Source organism: Pseudonocardia nigra, from assembly GCF_019396355.1.
Classification (GTDB): Bacteria; Actinomycetota; Actinomycetes; order Mycobacteriales; family Pseudonocardiaceae; genus Pseudonocardia; species Pseudonocardia nigra.
In genome coordinates this window covers 13,662-28,755 of the sequence record NZ_JAHKRK010000082.1, presented here as the reverse complement: position 1 = coordinate 28,755, position 15,094 = coordinate 13,662, and the positions used below count along the sequence as shown (strand labels likewise).

General features: G+C 73.5%; 19 protein-coding genes. 5 read left to right on the top strand and 14 right to left on the bottom strand.

Annotated elements, in window-relative coordinates:
* Positions 1–756 (bottom strand): DUF6444 domain-containing protein (locus KME75_RS20475; protein ID WP_219416467.1); only part of this gene is annotated, 756 nt, incomplete at its 3' end.
* Positions 757–770: 14 nt separating this feature from the next.
* Between KME75_RS20475 and KME75_RS20470 the strand changes: the two genes are divergently transcribed.
* Complete coding sequence (locus KME75_RS20470) at positions 771–956, top strand: hypothetical protein (RefSeq protein ID WP_219416466.1); 186 nt, start codon at positions 771–773, stop codon at positions 954–956.
* Between the two features lie 141 nt (positions 957–1,097).
* Positions 1,098–1,550, top strand: a complete 453-nt coding sequence (locus tag KME75_RS20465; protein WP_219416465.1) for a hypothetical protein — start codon at positions 1,098–1,100, stop codon at positions 1,548–1,550.
* 215 nt (positions 1,551–1,765) lie between these two features.
* Here KME75_RS20465 and KME75_RS20460 read toward each other — a convergent pair whose 3' ends face one another.
* Positions 1,766–2,263, bottom strand: a complete 498-nt coding sequence (locus tag KME75_RS20460) for an Lrp/AsnC family transcriptional regulator (protein WP_219416464.1) — start codon at positions 2,261–2,263, stop codon at positions 1,766–1,768.
* Positions 2,264–2,325: 62 nt separating this feature from the next.
* Between KME75_RS20460 and KME75_RS20455 the strand changes: the two genes are divergently transcribed.
* Entirely contained in the window at positions 2,326–2,733 is a 408-nt protein-coding gene (locus tag KME75_RS20455) for a rhodanese-like domain-containing protein (RefSeq protein WP_219416463.1), read from the top strand.
* A gap of 40 nt (positions 2,734–2,773) precedes the next feature.
* Positions 2,774–3,349 (top strand): hypothetical protein, encoded by a 576-nt coding sequence (locus KME75_RS20450; RefSeq protein WP_219416462.1) that lies wholly within the window; start codon positions 2,774–2,776, stop codon positions 3,347–3,349.
* A 4-nt stretch (positions 3,350–3,353) separates the two neighbouring features.
* Here KME75_RS20450 and KME75_RS20445 read toward each other — a convergent pair whose 3' ends face one another.
* The 11 genes from KME75_RS20445 to uvrC all read right to left on the bottom strand — a co-directional run bounded on the left by KME75_RS20445 (position 3,354) and on the right by uvrC (position 13,394).
* Positions 3,354–4,139 carry a class I SAM-dependent methyltransferase gene (locus KME75_RS20445; RefSeq protein ID WP_219416461.1) on the bottom strand — a complete coding sequence of 262 codons (786 nt, stop codon included), beginning with the start codon at positions 4,137–4,139 and terminating at the stop codon, positions 3,354–3,356.
* A 12-nt stretch (positions 4,140–4,151) separates the two neighbouring features.
* Positions 4,152–4,493 (bottom strand): RNA polymerase-binding protein RbpA, encoded by a 342-nt coding sequence (locus KME75_RS20440; RefSeq protein WP_219416460.1) that lies wholly within the window; start codon positions 4,491–4,493, stop codon positions 4,152–4,154.
* 15 nt (positions 4,494–4,508) lie between these two features.
* Complete coding sequence (secG, locus tag KME75_RS20435; protein ID WP_219416459.1) at positions 4,509–4,745, bottom strand: preprotein translocase subunit SecG; 237 nt, start codon at positions 4,743–4,745, stop codon at positions 4,509–4,511.
* A gap of 148 nt (positions 4,746–4,893) precedes the next feature.
* Complete coding sequence (gene tpiA / locus KME75_RS20430) at positions 4,894–5,688, bottom strand: triose-phosphate isomerase (RefSeq protein ID WP_219416458.1); 795 nt, start codon at positions 5,686–5,688, stop codon at positions 4,894–4,896.
* A 3-nt stretch (positions 5,689–5,691) separates the two neighbouring features.
* A complete protein-coding gene (locus KME75_RS20425) occupies positions 5,692–6,903 on the bottom strand; it encodes a phosphoglycerate kinase (RefSeq protein ID WP_219416457.1) in 1,212 nt (403 codons plus the stop codon).
* A complete protein-coding gene (gap, locus tag KME75_RS20420) occupies positions 6,900–7,916 on the bottom strand; it encodes a type I glyceraldehyde-3-phosphate dehydrogenase (protein ID WP_219416456.1) in 1,017 nt (338 codons plus the stop codon). Before gap ends, KME75_RS20425 begins: the two co-directional genes overlap by 4 nt.
* Before the next feature lie 230 nt (positions 7,917–8,146).
* Entirely contained in the window at positions 8,147–8,305 is a 159-nt protein-coding gene (locus KME75_RS20415) for an SIP domain-containing protein (protein WP_219416474.1), read from the bottom strand.
* Positions 8,306–8,440: 135 nt separating this feature from the next.
* Positions 8,441–9,424 (bottom strand): DNA-binding protein WhiA, encoded by a 984-nt coding sequence (gene whiA, locus KME75_RS20405; RefSeq protein ID WP_219416455.1) that lies wholly within the window; start codon positions 9,422–9,424, stop codon positions 8,441–8,443.
* Positions 9,415–10,434 (bottom strand): gluconeogenesis factor YvcK family protein, encoded by a 1,020-nt coding sequence (locus tag KME75_RS20400; protein WP_219416473.1) that lies wholly within the window; start codon positions 10,432–10,434, stop codon positions 9,415–9,417. Before KME75_RS20400 ends, whiA begins: the two co-directional genes overlap by 10 nt.
* Positions 10,435–10,470: 36 nt before the next feature.
* Entirely contained in the window at positions 10,471–11,373 is a 903-nt protein-coding gene (gene rapZ / locus KME75_RS20395) for an RNase adapter RapZ (RefSeq protein WP_219416454.1), read from the bottom strand.
* Positions 11,370–13,394, bottom strand: a complete 2,025-nt coding sequence (uvrC, locus tag KME75_RS20390) for an excinuclease ABC subunit UvrC (protein ID WP_219416453.1) — start codon at positions 13,392–13,394, stop codon at positions 11,370–11,372. Before uvrC ends, rapZ begins: the two co-directional genes overlap by 4 nt.
* A 127-nt stretch (positions 13,395–13,521) precedes the next feature.
* Between uvrC and KME75_RS20385 the strand changes: the two genes are divergently transcribed.
* Positions 13,522–14,310: a DUF2786 domain-containing protein gene (locus KME75_RS20385; protein WP_308282920.1), complete on the top strand. Its 789-nt coding sequence runs from the start codon at positions 13,522–13,524 to the stop codon at positions 14,308–14,310.
* A gap of 65 nt (positions 14,311–14,375) precedes the next feature.
* Here the strand turns inward: KME75_RS20385 and KME75_RS20380 are convergent, their stop codons facing one another.
* The gene (locus KME75_RS20380) at positions 14,376–15,092 is read right to left on the bottom strand and encodes an HAD-IA family hydrolase (RefSeq protein WP_219416452.1); all 717 of its coding nucleotides are present in this window, start codon (positions 15,090–15,092) and stop codon (positions 14,376–14,378) included.
* Positions 15,093–15,094 lie beyond the last annotated feature (2 nt).

Sequence of the window (15,094 nt, the reverse complement as noted above, 5' to 3'; positions counted from 1 at the left end):
CACCCAGTGCAGCGCACCGCCCACCCGCAGCCCGGTCTCGTCGAACCCGGCCACCTCGGCCCCGGCGATACGGTCGGCGACCTGGGCGAGGAAGCCCTGATCCTGCTCGAGCCCGGCCGCGGCGCGCGTGGTCATCGCCGCGACGGTGCCCTCACTCACCGGGGTGCCGAACAGCTGCGCCAGCGCCTGGGCGGTGCGCTTCTTCGACAGGAACTGGCCCACGTACAGGTAGAGGACGATCGCGGTGATCCGTGGCCCGTACTGCACCGGCGCGGTCACCGTCTCCGGCGCCGCGCCACAGGTCGTGACACCACAGGCGCAGTGGCGTGCGATCAGCTGGTGCTCGGTCACCCGCACCGTGATCGGCGGCAGGTCGAACACCTGTCGCCGCTCGCTACCGACCTCTGGCGCGTTCGTCAGGTCCGCGCCGCAGCCCGTACACCGGCCCGGCTCGTGACGCTTCCGCTCGTTGGGGTTGTCGACCAGCGCCAACGTCGACCCCGGATGCCCCGGCTGCCCACCCGGCCTGCGTCCGCTCTTGCGCCGCAACGACTTCGGCGCGGGCTTCACGAACGGCGAGTCCGACGACGGCGGCTTGGAGGAGTTGGCCGAGGTCATGCCCAACCGGCGCCTCAACTCGGCGTTCTCGGCCTCCAACGCCGCGACCCGCTCACCGAGCTCGGAGATCAACCGGGCCTGCTGGCCGACCAGGGCGACAAGCTCGTCATACGACGGACGCCCCTCCCCGGCCTGCATCCCTTGATCATCTCATGCTGATGATCAAGCATCACCACCGACCTGATCAGTTACCCGAGCTCTTCGACAAGGCAATCACCTCGTATCGACACCACCTTGATGCGGCCGGCGATGCCGGCATGCTCAGCAACCGTTTCGCCCTGCGGCTGACGGGCTGGAAGACGTCGCCCAGTTCGGGCGGACAGTCCTCAGAAGACTGAGCTCGCGTCTGAGCATTCCCGGCTCGTGATGTGCAGCCGGCCGCGCACGTGAACGACGCGGTGCGCGAGTTGAACAGCGTGGATCCGAGTCTCTGGGTTCGCTGCCGGTGCCATGGCGTTGCCGAGCTCGAGAATCGACCCGTGGCTGGGCCGACAGAAGCCGACCTCGTACTGCACGTGGTCATCGACGGGGCGAACGTGGTGGGCACGCGTCCGGACGGCTGGTGGCGGGACCGCGCCGGTGCCGCCCGCCGCCTCGCCGGCCGCCTGGTTGCCGCAGTGAGCACCGAACCGGCCGTCCTGGCCGCACTCGCCCCGCACCCGCCGCCGTCCTCCGCCGGGCTGCGCCTGCACCTCGTGCTCGAAGGCGCCGCCGCGCGCGTCGAGGGCCTGCCCGGTCACCCCGACCTCGACGTCGTGCGGGCGCCGGCCGACGGCGACACGGCGATCGTCGCGGTCTGCGCCGACCTGTCCCCCGCGCCCGTCGTGGTGGTGACCGCCGACCGGGCGCTGCGCGAGCGCGTCCGCGCGACCGGCGCGGAGACCACCGGCCCCGCCACGCTCCTGCGCGCGCTGCCTCCCGACGAGGGCTGAGCACATCCCGTCGAAGCGCCGGCCGGCTGCGCCGGCGTCGTCAACGAATGATCGGCGATCCGCTGGCGTCAATGATTGCTTGACGCTGGGGTCGGGGATGTACGGCCGTGATCAAGGCGCCGACGTCCCTCTGACAGATCGACAAGCGACGTCCGCGCCTTGATCAGCGGGGTCCCCGCCGGCGACAAACCCCGGACGCCCGGTCGAGGGCCCGATCAGGTGCGCCGGGAGGCGCGACTGGCCGCCGCCCCGCTCGCCCCGACCGCGCTGCCCACGACCGACCGCCGCGGGAGGGGGCTGGAGTACACGACGCTCGTGGTGACCGCGCCCAGGCCGCCGATCCGCCCCGTCACCGACTCCAGGTGCCGCATCGAGCGGGCCCGCACCGTCAGCACGAAGCAGTCCTCCCCCGTGACGTGGTGGGCCTCGGTCACCTCCGGCGTGGTGGCCAGCAGGTCGTGGAACGGCTTGTAGTTGCCGTGCGGGTAGCGCAGGCGGACCAGCGCCATGATCCCGAGGCCGAGCTTCTCGGGGTCGACCTCCGCGGTGTACCCCGTGATCACGCCCGTCTCCTCCAACCGGCGCACCCGCTCGGTGACTGCGCTGGGCGAGAGCCCGACCGTCCGCCCCAGATCGGCGTAGCTCGCCCGTCCGTCGTGCTGCAGGGCTTCCAGCAACCGCCAGTCGGTATCATCCAGGGAATCAACGGCCATCCCGCGAATCTACCGGGGAATGCGCCTTCAGCCCGGCCCAGTTGGGCCCTACCGTCCGGATCATGACCTCCTCCCCCGACGCCGTCGCCTTCTTCGCCGCGCACCTGGCGTTCCAGACCGACGTCTCCGACGTCCACGCGGGGCTCGCCACCGGCGACCCGGGCTTCGTGCTCGTCGACACGCGCAGCACAGCGGCCTGGGACCAGGGCCACGTGCCGCAGGCCGTGCACCTGCCCACGGCGGACCTGCCCGGCCCGCTCGACCCCGCCGTCCCCGTCGTCACGTACTGCTGGGGCCCCGGGTGCAACGGCGCGACGCGCGCCGCACTGGCCCTCGCCCGGCGCGGGTTCGCCGTGCGCGAGATGATCGGGGGCATCGAGTACTGGATCCGCGAGGGCTTCCCGGTGGAGACGGCCACCGGACCGGCGTGCCGCCTCGCCGATCCGCTCACCGCACCGTGCGGCTGCTGAGACCGGCGGTAGAGTGGCCGCGGTCCGAGGAGGTCTGCTGTTGTTCCACCCGCGGCATCCGGCCGCCCGCGCGGCCGGTCTCCTCGTCTGCGCTGCGGCGCTCTCCGGATGCAGTCTCTTCGCGGACGCGGACGCACCCGACCCCGCCGCCCAGGCACCACCGCCCGCCCCGCCCGCGGCGTGCCTGCTCGACACCGCTGCGCTCGCGGCCGCCACGGGCGTCACCTGGACCCCGGACCAGACGACCGCCACCGACACCCGCTGCGTCTACGACCCGGCAGCGGCGCCTGCGCCGGATGGCGCAGAGGAGACCGACGGCGGCGACGACGCCGAGGGGCCGGCGTTCCTCGCCGTCGACGTCACGCCGCTCGCCGGCGACGACCCGGCCGCCGGACTCGACACGGTGGCCGGTGTCTGCACCGACGGTTCGCGGGCGCCGGTCACGGCGACCGACGGCGGTGGCTTCGTGTGCCGGTTGCCCGGCGGCAGCGTCTACGCCGCAACGGTCCGGGGCGGCGAGCTCGTGACGGTGGCAGCCTCGACGGTGCCGCCGGGCACGACCGCCGCCCGGCTCGTGGTCGCGGTGAGCGAGCAGCTCGGGTCCATCGGCTCCTGACGGGTCAGCCGGTGATCCGGACGACGACCTGCTCGTGGTCGAAGGTGTAGGCCTCGTAGGAGAACGCCACGCCGTGCGCGGCGACGTACTCCTGCCACGCGCGCGCCTCGTGCTGCTCCCAGCCCGGGTAGTTGAAGAACTCGTCGAACAACACGATGCTGCCCGGCCGCAGCCGCGGTCCGACGTGCTCGAGCACGGTGACCGCGGAACTGTAGAGGTCGGCGTCGACGTGCAGCAGGTCGACCGGGCCGGGGTGGGCCGCCAGGAAGCCCGGCAGCGTGTCGTCGAACAGCCCGACGACCAGCTCGGCGCCGGGCACGTCCGGCGGCCCGTCCACCCCGAACGCGCCGGTGTCGAACCCGGTGCGCCAGTTCTCCGGCAGCCCGTCGAACGAGTCGAAGCCGTAGACCGCACCGTCGCGACGCGCGGCGATGATCTTGAGGGTGGTGCCGGTGAACACGCCGAACTCGAGTGCCATCCCGCCGCTCGGGGCGAGCGTGAGGGCGTGCTCGAGGGTGGCGTGCGGGTGCCCGAAGTGCCGTGCGCCGCGCATCTCGCGCTGCACGAACCGGGACGTCGACAGCACCGCCTCGCGCTCGGCGGCGGCGAAGACGTCGCGCCGGTCCCGGATCTCCACGCCGCGGACCTCCGCGATCACCCGGTCGGCAGCACCGCGCAGCCAACCGTCGAGCTCGGCGCGCAGCTCCGCGGCCTGCTCCGCGCGATGGCGGGCGACGACCTCGTCGACGGCATTGACCAGCTTGGCGCGCAACGCTGCGCGGATGCCCATGATGGCCGGCCGCTACAGCTCGCGCGACGCCCGGAGCCTGCCCAGCGCCTCCTCGAGGATGGCGGCGCCGTCGGCGTCGCTGCGCCGCTCCTTCACGTACGCGAGGTGCGTCTTGTACGGCTCGGTGCGCGGCGGAGCGGGCGGGTTCTCGTTGTCGCGCCCGGCGGGGAGCCCGCACCGCGGGCAGTCCCACGAATCCGGGATCTCCGCATCGGAGGCGAACGACGGGGTGGTGACATGCCCGTTCGAGCAGAAGTAGGTGATCCGCAGACGCGGGGCGGTCTCCCCGCGCTCGGACTCCCCCATCGGACCGGCACCCACCCGGGTGCCGCGGATCGCGTTCCCGCCGGACATCGCCATGTTCTCCCCTCAGCCCCCGACCTTCACGAGCAGCCCGGTCCCGATGATCGCGATCACCCAGATCGCGCCGACGAACAGCGTGAGCCGGTCGAGGTTCTTCTCCACGACACTCGATCCCGAGAGGCTGGACTGCACGCCGCCGCCGAACAGCGTGGAGAGGCCGCCGCCACGGCCCCGGTGCAGCAGGATCAGCAGCACCAGCGTCACGCTGGAGACGATCAACACGATCTGCAGGGCGAGTTGCATCCCATCCTCATTCTCCTCGGGCCCGCACCACGGTCCGGCACGCCGATCCACGGTGCGGCGCGCCCAGTACCGCCCGGGGACACCGAGGGTACCGGAGCGCCGATCACGGATTGTCGCGGGTCACACCACGGTTCGCGACGGCGGCCTGTCAGGGTAACGGCCCGCCCGCGGCGATCGCACACAGCTGCGCGAACTCGTCGGCGTCCAGGCTCGCACCGCCGACGAGCGCACCGTCCACGTCGGCCTGGCCGACGATCTCCCCGACGTTCCTGGCCTTCACCGAGCCGCCGTAGAGCACGCGGACGCCCGCCGCGATGGTCTCGCCGTACTTCGCCGCCACCGCCTCGCGGATCGCGGCGCAGACCTCCTGGGCGTCGGCCGCGCTCGCGACCCGCCCGGTGCCGATCGCCCAGACCGGCTCGTAGGCGATGACCAGGTTCTGCGCGTGCTGGCTCTGCACCTTCTCCAGCCCCGCGACGACCTGGCGGGTGGTGTGTGCGACGTGCTCGCCCGCCTCCCGGACCTCGAGGCCCTCGCCGACGCAGAGGATCGGCACGATCCCGTGCTTGACCGCCGCGTGGACCTTGCGGTTGACCAGCGCGTCGTCCTCGCCGTGGATCTCCCGGCGCTCCGAGTGCCCCACGACGACGTAGCGGCAGGCCAGCTTCGCGAGCATCGCGCCGGACACGTCGCCGGTGTAGGCACCGGAGTCGTGCGGCGAGAGGTCCTGCGCGCCGTGCACCATCTTCAGCTTGTCGCCGTCGATGAGCGTCTGCACCGAGCGGAGGTCGGTGAACGGCGGCAGCACCGCCACCTCGACCTTGTCGTAGTACTTCTCGGGCAACGCGAAGGCCAGCTTCTGCACCAGCGCGAGGGCCTCGAGGTGGTTGCAGTTCATCTTCCAGTTGCCCGCGATGAACGGCTTCCGTACAGGTCCGGTCATCTTCTACTGCTCCAGAACGGCTATGCCGGGGAGGGACTTGCCCTCCAGGTACTCCAGCGACGCCCCGCCGCCGGTGGAGATGTGCGAGAACCCGTCCTCGGGCAGGCCGAGCGCCCGCACCGCGGCCGCCGAGTCGCCGCCGCCGACCACGCTGAACGCCCCGTTCTTCGCGGTGGCGTCGACGATCGCCTGCGCCACCCCGCGGGTGCCCTCGGCGAACGGCGCGAGCTCGAACACGCCCATCGGGCCGTTCCAGAAGACGGTGGCCGCGCCACCGAGGACCTCGGCGAACGCCGCGACCGACTCGGGGCCGATGTCCAGGCCCTTCCAGCCGTCCGGGATGGCGTCGGCCGCGACAGTGCGCGTGTTCGCCTCGGCCGAGAAGTCGTCGGCCACCACCACGTCGGTGGGGAGCACGATCTTGCCCGACTCCAGCAGCTTGCGGCAGACGTCGATCTGGTCGCGCTCCAGCAGCGAGTCGCCGACCCCGTATCCCTGCGCCGCGAGGAACGTGAAGCACATCCCCCCGCCGACCAGCAACGCGTCGACCTTCGGCAGCAGCGCCTCGATCACCGCGAGCTTGTCGGAGACCTTGGAGCCCCCGAGCACCACCGCGTAGGGCCGCTGCGCCGTCTCGGTGAGCCGTCGCAGCACCTCGACCTCGGCGAGCACGAGCCCGCCCGCGTAGGCGGGCAGATCCTGCGCCACGTCGTAGACCGACGCCTGCTTGCGGTGCACGACACCGAAGCCGTCGGATACGAAGGCGCCGTTCTCCCCCGTGAGCCCGGCGAGCTCACGGGCGAACGCGGCGCGCTCGTCCTCGTTCTTCGAGGTCTCGCGCGGGTCGAACCGGATGTTCTCCAGCAGCACGACGCCGCCGTCGGTCAGCGCCCCCACCGCGGCGCGCGCCTCGTCGCCGTGGGCGGCGAGTACGACGTCGGTGCCCAGCAGCTCGCCGAGCCGGCCGGCGACCGGGGCGAGGGAGTACCTCGGCTCCGGGCCGCCCTTGGGACGGCCGAGGTGCGCGGTGACCACGACCCGCGCCCCCGCCCACCGCAGGGCCGACAGCGTGGGCACGGAGGCGCGGATGCGCCCGTCGTCGGTGATGCGGCTCTGCCCGTTCTCGATGGCGTCCAGGGGGACGTTCAGGTCCGCGCGGACGAGCACCGTGCGGCCGGCGACGCCCTCGGCGATCAGGTCGTCGAGCGTCTTCACAGCTTCGACGCCACCAGCGCGGTGATGTCGACGAGGCGGTTGGAGTAGCCCCACTCGTTGTCGTACCAGCCGATGATCTTCACCTGGTTGCCGATGACCTTCGTCAGCGGCGCGTCGAAGATGCACGAGGCCGGGTCGGTGACGATGTCGGACGAGACGATCGGGTCCTCGCTGTAGCGCAGCACGCTCGACAGCGGGCCGTCGGCGGCAGCGGCCCGGTAGGCGGCGTTGATCTCCTCGACCGACGCCTCCTTGCGGACCTCGACCGTGAGGTCGGTGGCCGAGCCGGTGGGGATCGGCACGCGCACGGCGTAGCCGTCGAGCTTGCCCTTCAGGTGCGGCAGCACCAGGCCGATGGCCTTGGCGGCACCGGTGGAGGTGGGCACCAGGTTGACGGCGGCGGCGCGGGCGCGGCGGAGGTCCTTGTGCGGGCCGTCCTGCAGGTTCTGGTCCTGCGTGTAGGCGTGGATCGTGGTCATCAGACCCTTCTCGATCCCGAGCAGGTCGTCGATCACCTTCGCCAGGGGCGCGAGGCAGTTGGTGGTGCAGGAGGCGTTGGAGACGATGTCCTGCGAGCCGTCGTAGGCGTCGTCGTTCACGCCCTTGACGACGGTGAGGTCCTCACCGGTGGCCGGCGCGGAGATGACGACCTTCTTGGCCCCGGCGTCGAGGTGCTTGGCGGCCGCCTCGCGCTTGGTGAACAGGCCGGTGGACTCGATGACGACGTCGACGCCGAGGTCCTTCCAGGGCAGCTCGGCGGGGTCGCGCACGGCGAGGCCCTTGAAGCCCTTGCCGTCGACGACGATCTCGTCGTCGCTCGAGGAGACCTCGTAGGGCAACCGGCCCAGGATCGAGTCGTACTTGAGCAGGTGCGCCAGCGTGGCGTTGTCGGTGATGTCGTTCACCGCGACGATCTCGATGTCGGTCGTGCCCGCCGCGCGTTGCGCGTCGACGGCGCGCCAGAAGTTGCGGCCGATGCGTCCGAAGCCGTTCACGCCCACCCGTACGGTCATGTGGCGCCTCCTCATATCCCGCGATGGATACCGCTCGTGCGATGGATATAGCTGGGTTCAAACCGGGGACAACCCTATCCCGCGGCACCGACGGCGCGGTTGCGGGGGCTGTATCGATTCACATCATCTATCCAGACCGCGCGACCTCGCGCGCAGCCGGGCCGCGAGGTCCCCGGAGGGTCCGGATTGTTCCGCAGGCCACACGTGATCCTGCCCCGGGCTCCGCCGGCTCAGAAGGCGACGTCGGCCGGCTGCTCGGCCTGGTCGGCGGCGTCCTCCGGCGTCGGGGCCGCGTCCTGCGAGAGCTGGCGGCGCCAGTACCCGGTGCACGCGATGGCGCGCTTCTCGACGCCGCGGTCGTCGACGAGGTGGCGGCGCAGCGCCCGCACCGCGGAGGCGGGCTGCGCTGCGGGCCGACCATCCCGATCGCGTCGCCGCCACGCGCCGCCGCGGCCCACGCCGAGGCCGGGCCGCCGTCGCCGTGCAGCACGAAATCGACGTCGACCCTGTCATGCCGGCTGGGCTCAGGCCTCCTCGAGCATCTCCGGGGTCACGGCGGACTCGGTGTCCGGGATGCCCAGGTCGGCGGCCCGCTTGTCGGCCATGTGAAGCAGCCTGCGGATCCGGCCCGCCACGGCGTCCTTGGTCATCGGGGGCTCGGCGAGCTGCCCCAGCTCCTCCAGCGACGCCTGGGTGTGCTCGGCGCGCAGCCTGCCCGCGGCGAGCAGGTGCTGTGGCACGTCGTCGCCGAGGATCTCCAGCGCCCGCTGTACGCGCGCGGCGGCCGCCACGGCGGCGCGGGCCGAGCGCCGCAGGTTGGCGTCGTCGAAGTTGGCCAGGCGGTTGGCGGTGGCGCGCACCTCGCGGCGCATCCGCCGCTCCTCCCACGCCATGACGCTCTCGTGCGCGCCCATGCGGGTGAGCAGCGCGCTGATCGCGTCGCCGTCGCGCACGACCACGCGGTCGGCACCGCGCACCTCGCGCCACTTCGCCGTGACCCCGAGCCGGCGGGCCGCGCCGACCAGTGCCATCGCCGCCTCCTGCCCGGGGCAGGTGACCTCCAGCGCGGAGCTGCGGCCGGGCTCGGTGAGCGAGCCGTGCGCGAGGAACGCCCCGCGCCACGCCGCCTCGGCGTCGCACACCCCGCCGGACACCACGGGCGGCGGCAGGCCCCGCACCGGACGGCCGCGGGCGTCGAGCAGCCCGGTCTGGCGGGCCAGCCCCTCGCCGTCGCGCACCACCCGCAGCACGTACCGCGCGCCGCGGCGCAGCCCGCCCGCGGTGATCACGTGCGCGTCGCAGGAGTGCGCGTACAGCTCGTGGATGTCGCGGCGCAGCCTGCGTGCGACCGAGCCGGTGTCGACCTCGGCCTCGACGACGACCCGGCCGCCGACGATGTGCAGCCCACCGGCGAACCGCAGCAGCGCGGCCACCTCGGCGCGCCGGCAGCACGGCTTCGTGACCACGAGCCTGCTCAGCTCGTCCTTGACCGCTGCGGTCATCGCCATCGGTTGGACCTCCTGCCAGTGGGGGCGCCTGCGTCGCCGGAGAGCTGGGCGTCGCGAGCGGGCTGGGACAGCACGGCGGCGAGTGCCTCCGCCAGCGCTGCGGGATCGTGCCGCGGCACCGCCGGGTCGGCGGCGGCGACCGGGGCGAGGTGGACCCGGCCGCCGGGGACCAGCATGTCGGCAGCCGTGCGGTGCAGCCGGTCCGGCACCGGAACGGCGGCGACGTCGGCGAGGACCGCGTCGACGCGCAACTCCGGGGCGTGCTGGGAGAGTACGGCCAGGTGCTGTTCGGGCGAGAACCCGGCGGTCTCCCCCGGCTCCGGCGCCAGGTTCAGCACGACGACCCGCCGGGCCCGGCTCGTCACCACGGCCTCGCGCAGCTCCGGCACGAGCAGGTGCGGGAGTACGCTCGTGAACCACGAACCGGGGCCGAGCAGCAGGACGTCGGCCTCCCGCACCGCCTCGAGCGCCTCCGCGCAGGCCTGCGGGCGCTCCGGGCGCAGCCACACCCGCTGCACCCGGCCCGGCGTGGACGCCACCGCCACCTGCCCCCGGATCAGGTGCGGCTCGTCGGCAGGCCCGGTGCCGAGGCCGGTCACCTCGGCCTCGATCTCGAGGGGCTCGCACGCCATCGGCAACACCCGCCCGCGCAGCCCGAGCAGCGCGCCCACCTCGTCGAGCGCGGCGACCGGGTCGCCGAGGACGTCCATCAGGCCGGCGAGCAGCAGGTTGCCGACCGCATGCCCGGCGAGCGCGCCGCTGCCGCCGAACCGGTGCTGCACCAGCGCCGCCCAGCGCTGCCCGGCCGGGCCGTCGGCCGCCAGCGCGGCCAGCGCCATCCGCAGGTCCCCCGGCGGGAGCAGGCCGAGCTCGCGGCGCAGCCGCCCCGACGAACCCCCGTCGTCGGCGACGGTGACCACGGCCGTGATGTGGACGTGGTCGCCGAGCAGGCGCAGCGCCGACAGCGTGGCGTGCAGCCCGTGGCCGCCCCCGAGCGCGACAGCCGTCATCGGGGTGGTCACGGGCGGATCCTCACTCGCGGGCACTCACTCACGGCCCAGGTCGCGGTGCATGACGTTGACGGTGACGCCGTCGGAACCCGCCAGCCGCCGCCCGATCTCCTCGCTGATCGCGACGCTGCGGTGCTTGCCGCCGGTGCATCCCACCGACACCGTGAGGTACCGCTTGCCCTCCCGGCGGTAGCCCGCCCCGACCAGCCGCAGCAGGTCCAGGTAGCGGCCGATGAACTCCTCGGCACCGTCCTGGCTCAGCACGTAGTCGCGCACCGGCTCGTCGCGCCCGGTGAAGTCGCGCAGCTCGGGGATCCAGAACGGGTTGGGCAGGAACCGCACGTCGACGACGAGGTCGGAGTCCATCGGGAGGCCGTACTTGTAGCCGAACGACAGCAGGGTGACGCGCGTGACCTGCCCGGTCTCGGCGCCGAACGCCCGCTCCAGCGTGGCCCGCAGCTGCGGCACGGCCACGGTGGAGGTGTCGACGACGAGGTCGGCGTTCTCCCGCAGCGGCCGCAGCAGCTCGCGCTCGGCCGCGATGCCGTCGACGAGCCTGCCCTCGCCCTGCAGCGGGTGGCTGCGCCGCACCTGCTCGAACCGGCGCACCAGCACGGCGTCGGCCGCCTCGAGGAACAGCAGCCGGGGCTTGTACCCGCGGGCGTCGAGGTCCTTGATGACCGACCCGAGATCCTCGGTGAACGCCCGGCTGCGCACGTCCATCACGACCGCGATCCGGGTGACGTCCCCGCGGGCGCGGGCACCCAGGTCGACCATCGTGGCGATCAGCTCGGGCGGCAGGTTGTCGACGACGAACCAGCCGAGGTCCTCCAGCACCTTGGCGGCGGTGCTGCGCCCGGCCCCGGACAGGCCGCTGATCAGAGCGACCTCGATCCCGGCGCGCTCGCGGCCGGCGTCGGCCCTCGTGTCCCCCGTCATGTCGCAGGCACCTCGTCGTTCGTGTGGTCGGTGGGATCCGCGGCGGGCGGGTCGCCGCGCAGCGCGGTGAACACGGCCGCGGCGGTGCGCGGCCCGAACCCGGGCAGGGCGGCGATCTCGTCGGCGTCGGCGGCCCGCAGCTTGCGCAGCGAGCCGAAGTGCTTCAGCAGGGCGGCGCGGCGGGCGGGGCCGAGGCCGGGCACGGCGTCCAGCTCCGAGGAGATCATGCTCTTGGAGCGGCGCTGCCGGTGGTAGGTGATGGCGAAGCGGTGGGCCTCGTCGCGCACCCGCTGCAGCAGGTAGAGCCCCTCGCTCGTGCGCGACAGGATGACCGGGTCGGGTTCGGCGGGCAGCCACACCTCCTCCAGTCGCTTGGCCAGCCCGCACACCGCGACGTCGGTGACGCCGAGGTCGGCCAGCACGTCGGCAGCGGCCTCCACCTGCGGCTGGCCACCGTCGACGACCAACAGATTGGGCGGGTAGGCGAACCGGCGCGGCCGTCCGGTGTCGGGATCGATCCCGGGCCGGGACGCGGTGTCCGCGCCGTTCCCTGCCTCCGGCGCATCGCCCGTGTCGGTGCCGTTCCCGGTGCCGTTCTCCGGCGCGACGTGGCGGCGGAACCGGCGGCGGACGACCTCGGCGATCGACGCGACGTCACCGCCCGCGGCGCCGTCGCGGATCTCGAAGCGGCGGTAGTCCGACTTCCTCGCCAGCCCGTCCTCGAACACCACCAGGGAGGCCACCACGTTGGTGCCCTGCACGTGGCTCACGTCGACGCACTCGATGCGTAGCGGCGCGGAGTCGAGCCCGAGGGCGTCCTGGATCTCCTGCAGGGCGGCCGAGCGCGCGGTGAGGTCGCCCGCCCGGCGCAGCTTGTGCTGAGTGAACGCCTCCGCGGCGTTGCGGGCGACGGTGTCGGCGAGCGCGCGCTTGTCGCCGCGCTGCGGCACGCGCACCTGCACGCGGGAGCCGCGCAGGCCCGACAGCCAGTCGGCGAGCGACCCGGCCTCGGCGGGCAGCTCGGGGACGAGGATCTCCTTCGGCACCGGCTGGTGGGCGTCGTCGGCGGCGCCGGCGAGCGCGGCCTGCTCACCGTAGAACTGGGTGAGGAACCGCTCGACGAGCTGTGCGGTGTCGGTGGGCTCCACCTTGTCGATCACCCAGCCGCGCTGGCCGCGGACCCGCCCGCCGCGGACGTGGAAGACCTGCACCGCGGCCTCGAGCTCGTCCTCGGCGAACGCGACCACGTCGGCATCGGTGCCGTCGCCGAGCACCACCGCCTGCTTCTCCATCGCGCGCTTGAGTGCGCCGACGTCGTCGCGCAGCCGGGCGGCCCGCTCGAACTCCAGCTGCTCGGACGCCTCCGCCATCCGGCGCTCCAGCTCGCGCACCATGCGGTCCGTGCGGCCGGACAGGAAGTCGCAGAAGTCGTCGACGATCGCGCGGTGCTGCTCGGCGTCGACGGAGCCGACGCACGGCGCCGAGCACTTGTCGATGTAGCCGAGCAGGCACGGCCGGCCGATCTGGCCGTGCCGCTTGAACACGCCTGCACTGCACGTCCGGGCCGGGAAGACGCGCAGCAGCAGGTCGAGCGTCTCCCGGATCGCCCAGGCGTGCGCGTACGGGCCGAAGTAGCGCACGCCCTTGCGGCGCGGGCCGCGGTAGACGTGCAGCCGCGGGAACTCCTCGTTCGTCGTGACCGCGAGGACCGGGTAGGTCTTGTCGTCGCGGTAGCGCACGTTGAACCGCGGGTCGAACTCCTTGATCCAGTTGTACTCGAGCTGGAGCGCCTCGACCTCGGTGGTGACGACCGTCCACTGCACCCGCGCGGCGGTGGTGACCATCTGCCGGGTGCGCGGGTGCAGGTTCGCCAGGTCGGCGAAGTAGGAGTTGAGGCGCTGCCGCAGGCTCTTGGCCTTGCCGACGTAGATCACCCGGCCGTGCGGGTCGGAGAAGCGGTACACCCCGGGGGCCTCCGGGATGGACCCGGGGGCCGGGCGGTAGGTACTGGGATCGGGCATGGCCTCTCCAGAGTAGGGCGGCCCCGCGACACGCCGGGCGGCACCACCCTCTCGGCGCGTCGCCCCGGTGGTGTAGGCGCGCGGGCCGCGTCGGCGGAACTGTCGGACCCGCCTGATAGGACTCTCCTTGCCCGAACGACTGTTCGATCCGAGGGGGTTCCCGATGGGCGCCGACAAGCTCGACAGGGTCCGCAAGCTGCTCGCCAAGGCCGAACGCGCGGCCACGGCGGCGGAGGCGGAGAGCTACACCGGCAAGGCGGTGGAGCTGATGGCCCGCCACGGCATCGACACCGCGCTGCTCGCCGCCACCCAGCCCCGGTCCGACCCGATCGGGCAGCAGCGCATCGCGATGCAGGATCCGTACAGCGCGGGCAAGGCGCGGATGCTGGCGTGGCCCGCAGCGGCGCTGAACTGCCGCTCCGTACTGCATCAGGCGTGGGGAGGGAAGGTCGCCGCGGTCACGGTGTTCGGCCACACCTCCGACCGCGAGCGGGTGGAGATGCTCTACACGTCGCTGCTCCTGCAGGCCACCGCTCAGCTGGTCAGGGTGCGGCCGCCGGGGCGGGGCGAGTCGGTGGCCGCGTACCGGCGCTCGTGGCTGCACGGGTTCGCCGTGGAGGTGCACCGCAGGCTCACGGCGGCGCAGGAGCGGGCCGCAGCGCAGGCGACGGCCGACGAGCGCGCCACCCCCGACACCGGCGCGCCCGACACCGGCATCTCGGTCGCCGTCGTGCTGGCCGACCGGCGCGACCGCGTCGACCGCGCCTATGCCGCGGCGTTCCCGGGGCTCGGCACGGCGCGCCGCAGCACGCTGTCCGGCACAGGGTTCGTCGCGGGCGCACGGGCGGGGGAACGAGCCGACCTCGGGCGCGGCGGCCGGCTCGACACCCGGCCCCGGCGCGCGGTGGGGGCGTGACGGCGCCCGCCCCCGTCTCGCGGCACCCGCCGGCGGAGGCCATCGGATGCGGGTGCGGCGGCGGGCTACGCCGGGAGCGCGACGAGGAGGTCCACCACCTCGTCCAGATGCTCGGCCACCACGTGCGGGCGGGCGATGGTGTCGGGCACCGCGCCCTCCAGCCGGGTGGCGAGCGCGCCCACGAGGCCGGCGCGCACCGCGCCGTGCACGTCCCAGGAGTGCACCGCCACCAGCGCCACGCGATCGCCGGGGGCCTCCACCTGCTGGCACACCCAGTTGTAGACGCGGGCCGGCGGCTTGAACGAGCGGATCTCCTCGGTGGAGAGCACGTCACGCAGGTAGGTGCGCAGGCCGGCGCGGTCGAGGGCGTCGCGGACCACCGAGGCGGTGCCGTGGGTGAAGGCGTAGGTCGGGATCCGCGCCCTCGCCAGCGCCATCAGCGCCGGCTCCACGTCCGGGTGGGGCGGCAGCTCGCGGAATCCCGCCAGCACGTGGTCGAGCGCGTCCTCCGACAGCGTGTGCCCGGTGGTGGTTCGCAGGGCGGCCCGCGCCACCTCGACGAACGGCAGCGCGGCGCCGGCGAGCGTGAGCGCCATGCCGTCGCGCACGGCCCGGGTGAAGAACAGCTCCCACTCGTGCTCCGGCCTGCCCACGTCCACGAAGCGCGAGCGCAGGGCGCTCACCTGCAGCATCGTCTCGAACACGTCGAGGAGCACCACCCGAGGACGGCGGTCCGGGGCCCGGATGCGGTCCGGCCGGCCGCCGATGTCGCTCGCCGCCATGG

Excerpts from the sequence above, each read along its gene's own strand:
- tpiA (WP_219416458.1), bottom strand. The coding sequence starts at position 5,688 with ATGACCGGACCTGTACGGAAGCCGTTCATCGCGGGCAACTGGAAGATG.
- gap (WP_219416456.1), bottom strand. The coding sequence starts at position 7,916 with ATGACCGTACGGGTGGGCGTGAACGGCTTCGGACGCATCGGCCGCAAC.
- rapZ (WP_219416454.1), bottom strand. The coding sequence starts at position 11,373 with ATGACGGGGGACACGAGGGCCGACGCCGGCCGCGAGCGCGCCGGGATC.
- KME75_RS20470 (WP_219416466.1), top strand. The coding sequence starts at position 771 with ATGCTGATGATCAAGCATCACCACCGACCTGATCAGTTACCCGAGCTC.
- KME75_RS20440 (WP_219416460.1), bottom strand. The coding sequence starts at position 4,493 with ATGTCCGGCGGGAACGCGATCCGCGGCACCCGGGTGGGTGCCGGTCCG.
- KME75_RS20445 (WP_219416461.1), bottom strand. The coding sequence starts at position 4,139 with ATGGGCATCCGCGCAGCGTTGCGCGCCAAGCTGGTCAATGCCGTCGAC.
- secG (WP_219416459.1), bottom strand. The coding sequence starts at position 4,745 with ATGCAACTCGCCCTGCAGATCGTGTTGATCGTCTCCAGCGTGACGCTG.
- KME75_RS20455 (WP_219416463.1), top strand. The coding sequence starts at position 2,326 with ATGACCTCCTCCCCCGACGCCGTCGCCTTCTTCGCCGCGCACCTGGCG.
- KME75_RS20400 (WP_219416473.1), bottom strand. The coding sequence starts at position 10,434 with ATGACGGCTGTCGCGCTCGGGGGCGGCCACGGGCTGCACGCCACGCTG.
- whiA (WP_219416455.1), bottom strand. The coding sequence starts at position 9,424 with ATGGCGATGACCGCAGCGGTCAAGGACGAGCTGAGCAGGCTCGTGGTC.
- KME75_RS20380 (WP_219416452.1), bottom strand. The coding sequence starts at position 15,092 with ATGGCGGCGAGCGACATCGGCGGCCGGCCGGACCGCATCCGGGCCCCG.
- KME75_RS20460 (WP_219416464.1), bottom strand. The coding sequence starts at position 2,263 with ATGGCCGTTGATTCCCTGGATGATACCGACTGGCGGTTGCTGGAAGCC.
- uvrC (WP_219416453.1), bottom strand. The coding sequence starts at position 13,394 with ATGCCCGATCCCAGTACCTACCGCCCGGCCCCCGGGTCCATCCCGGAG.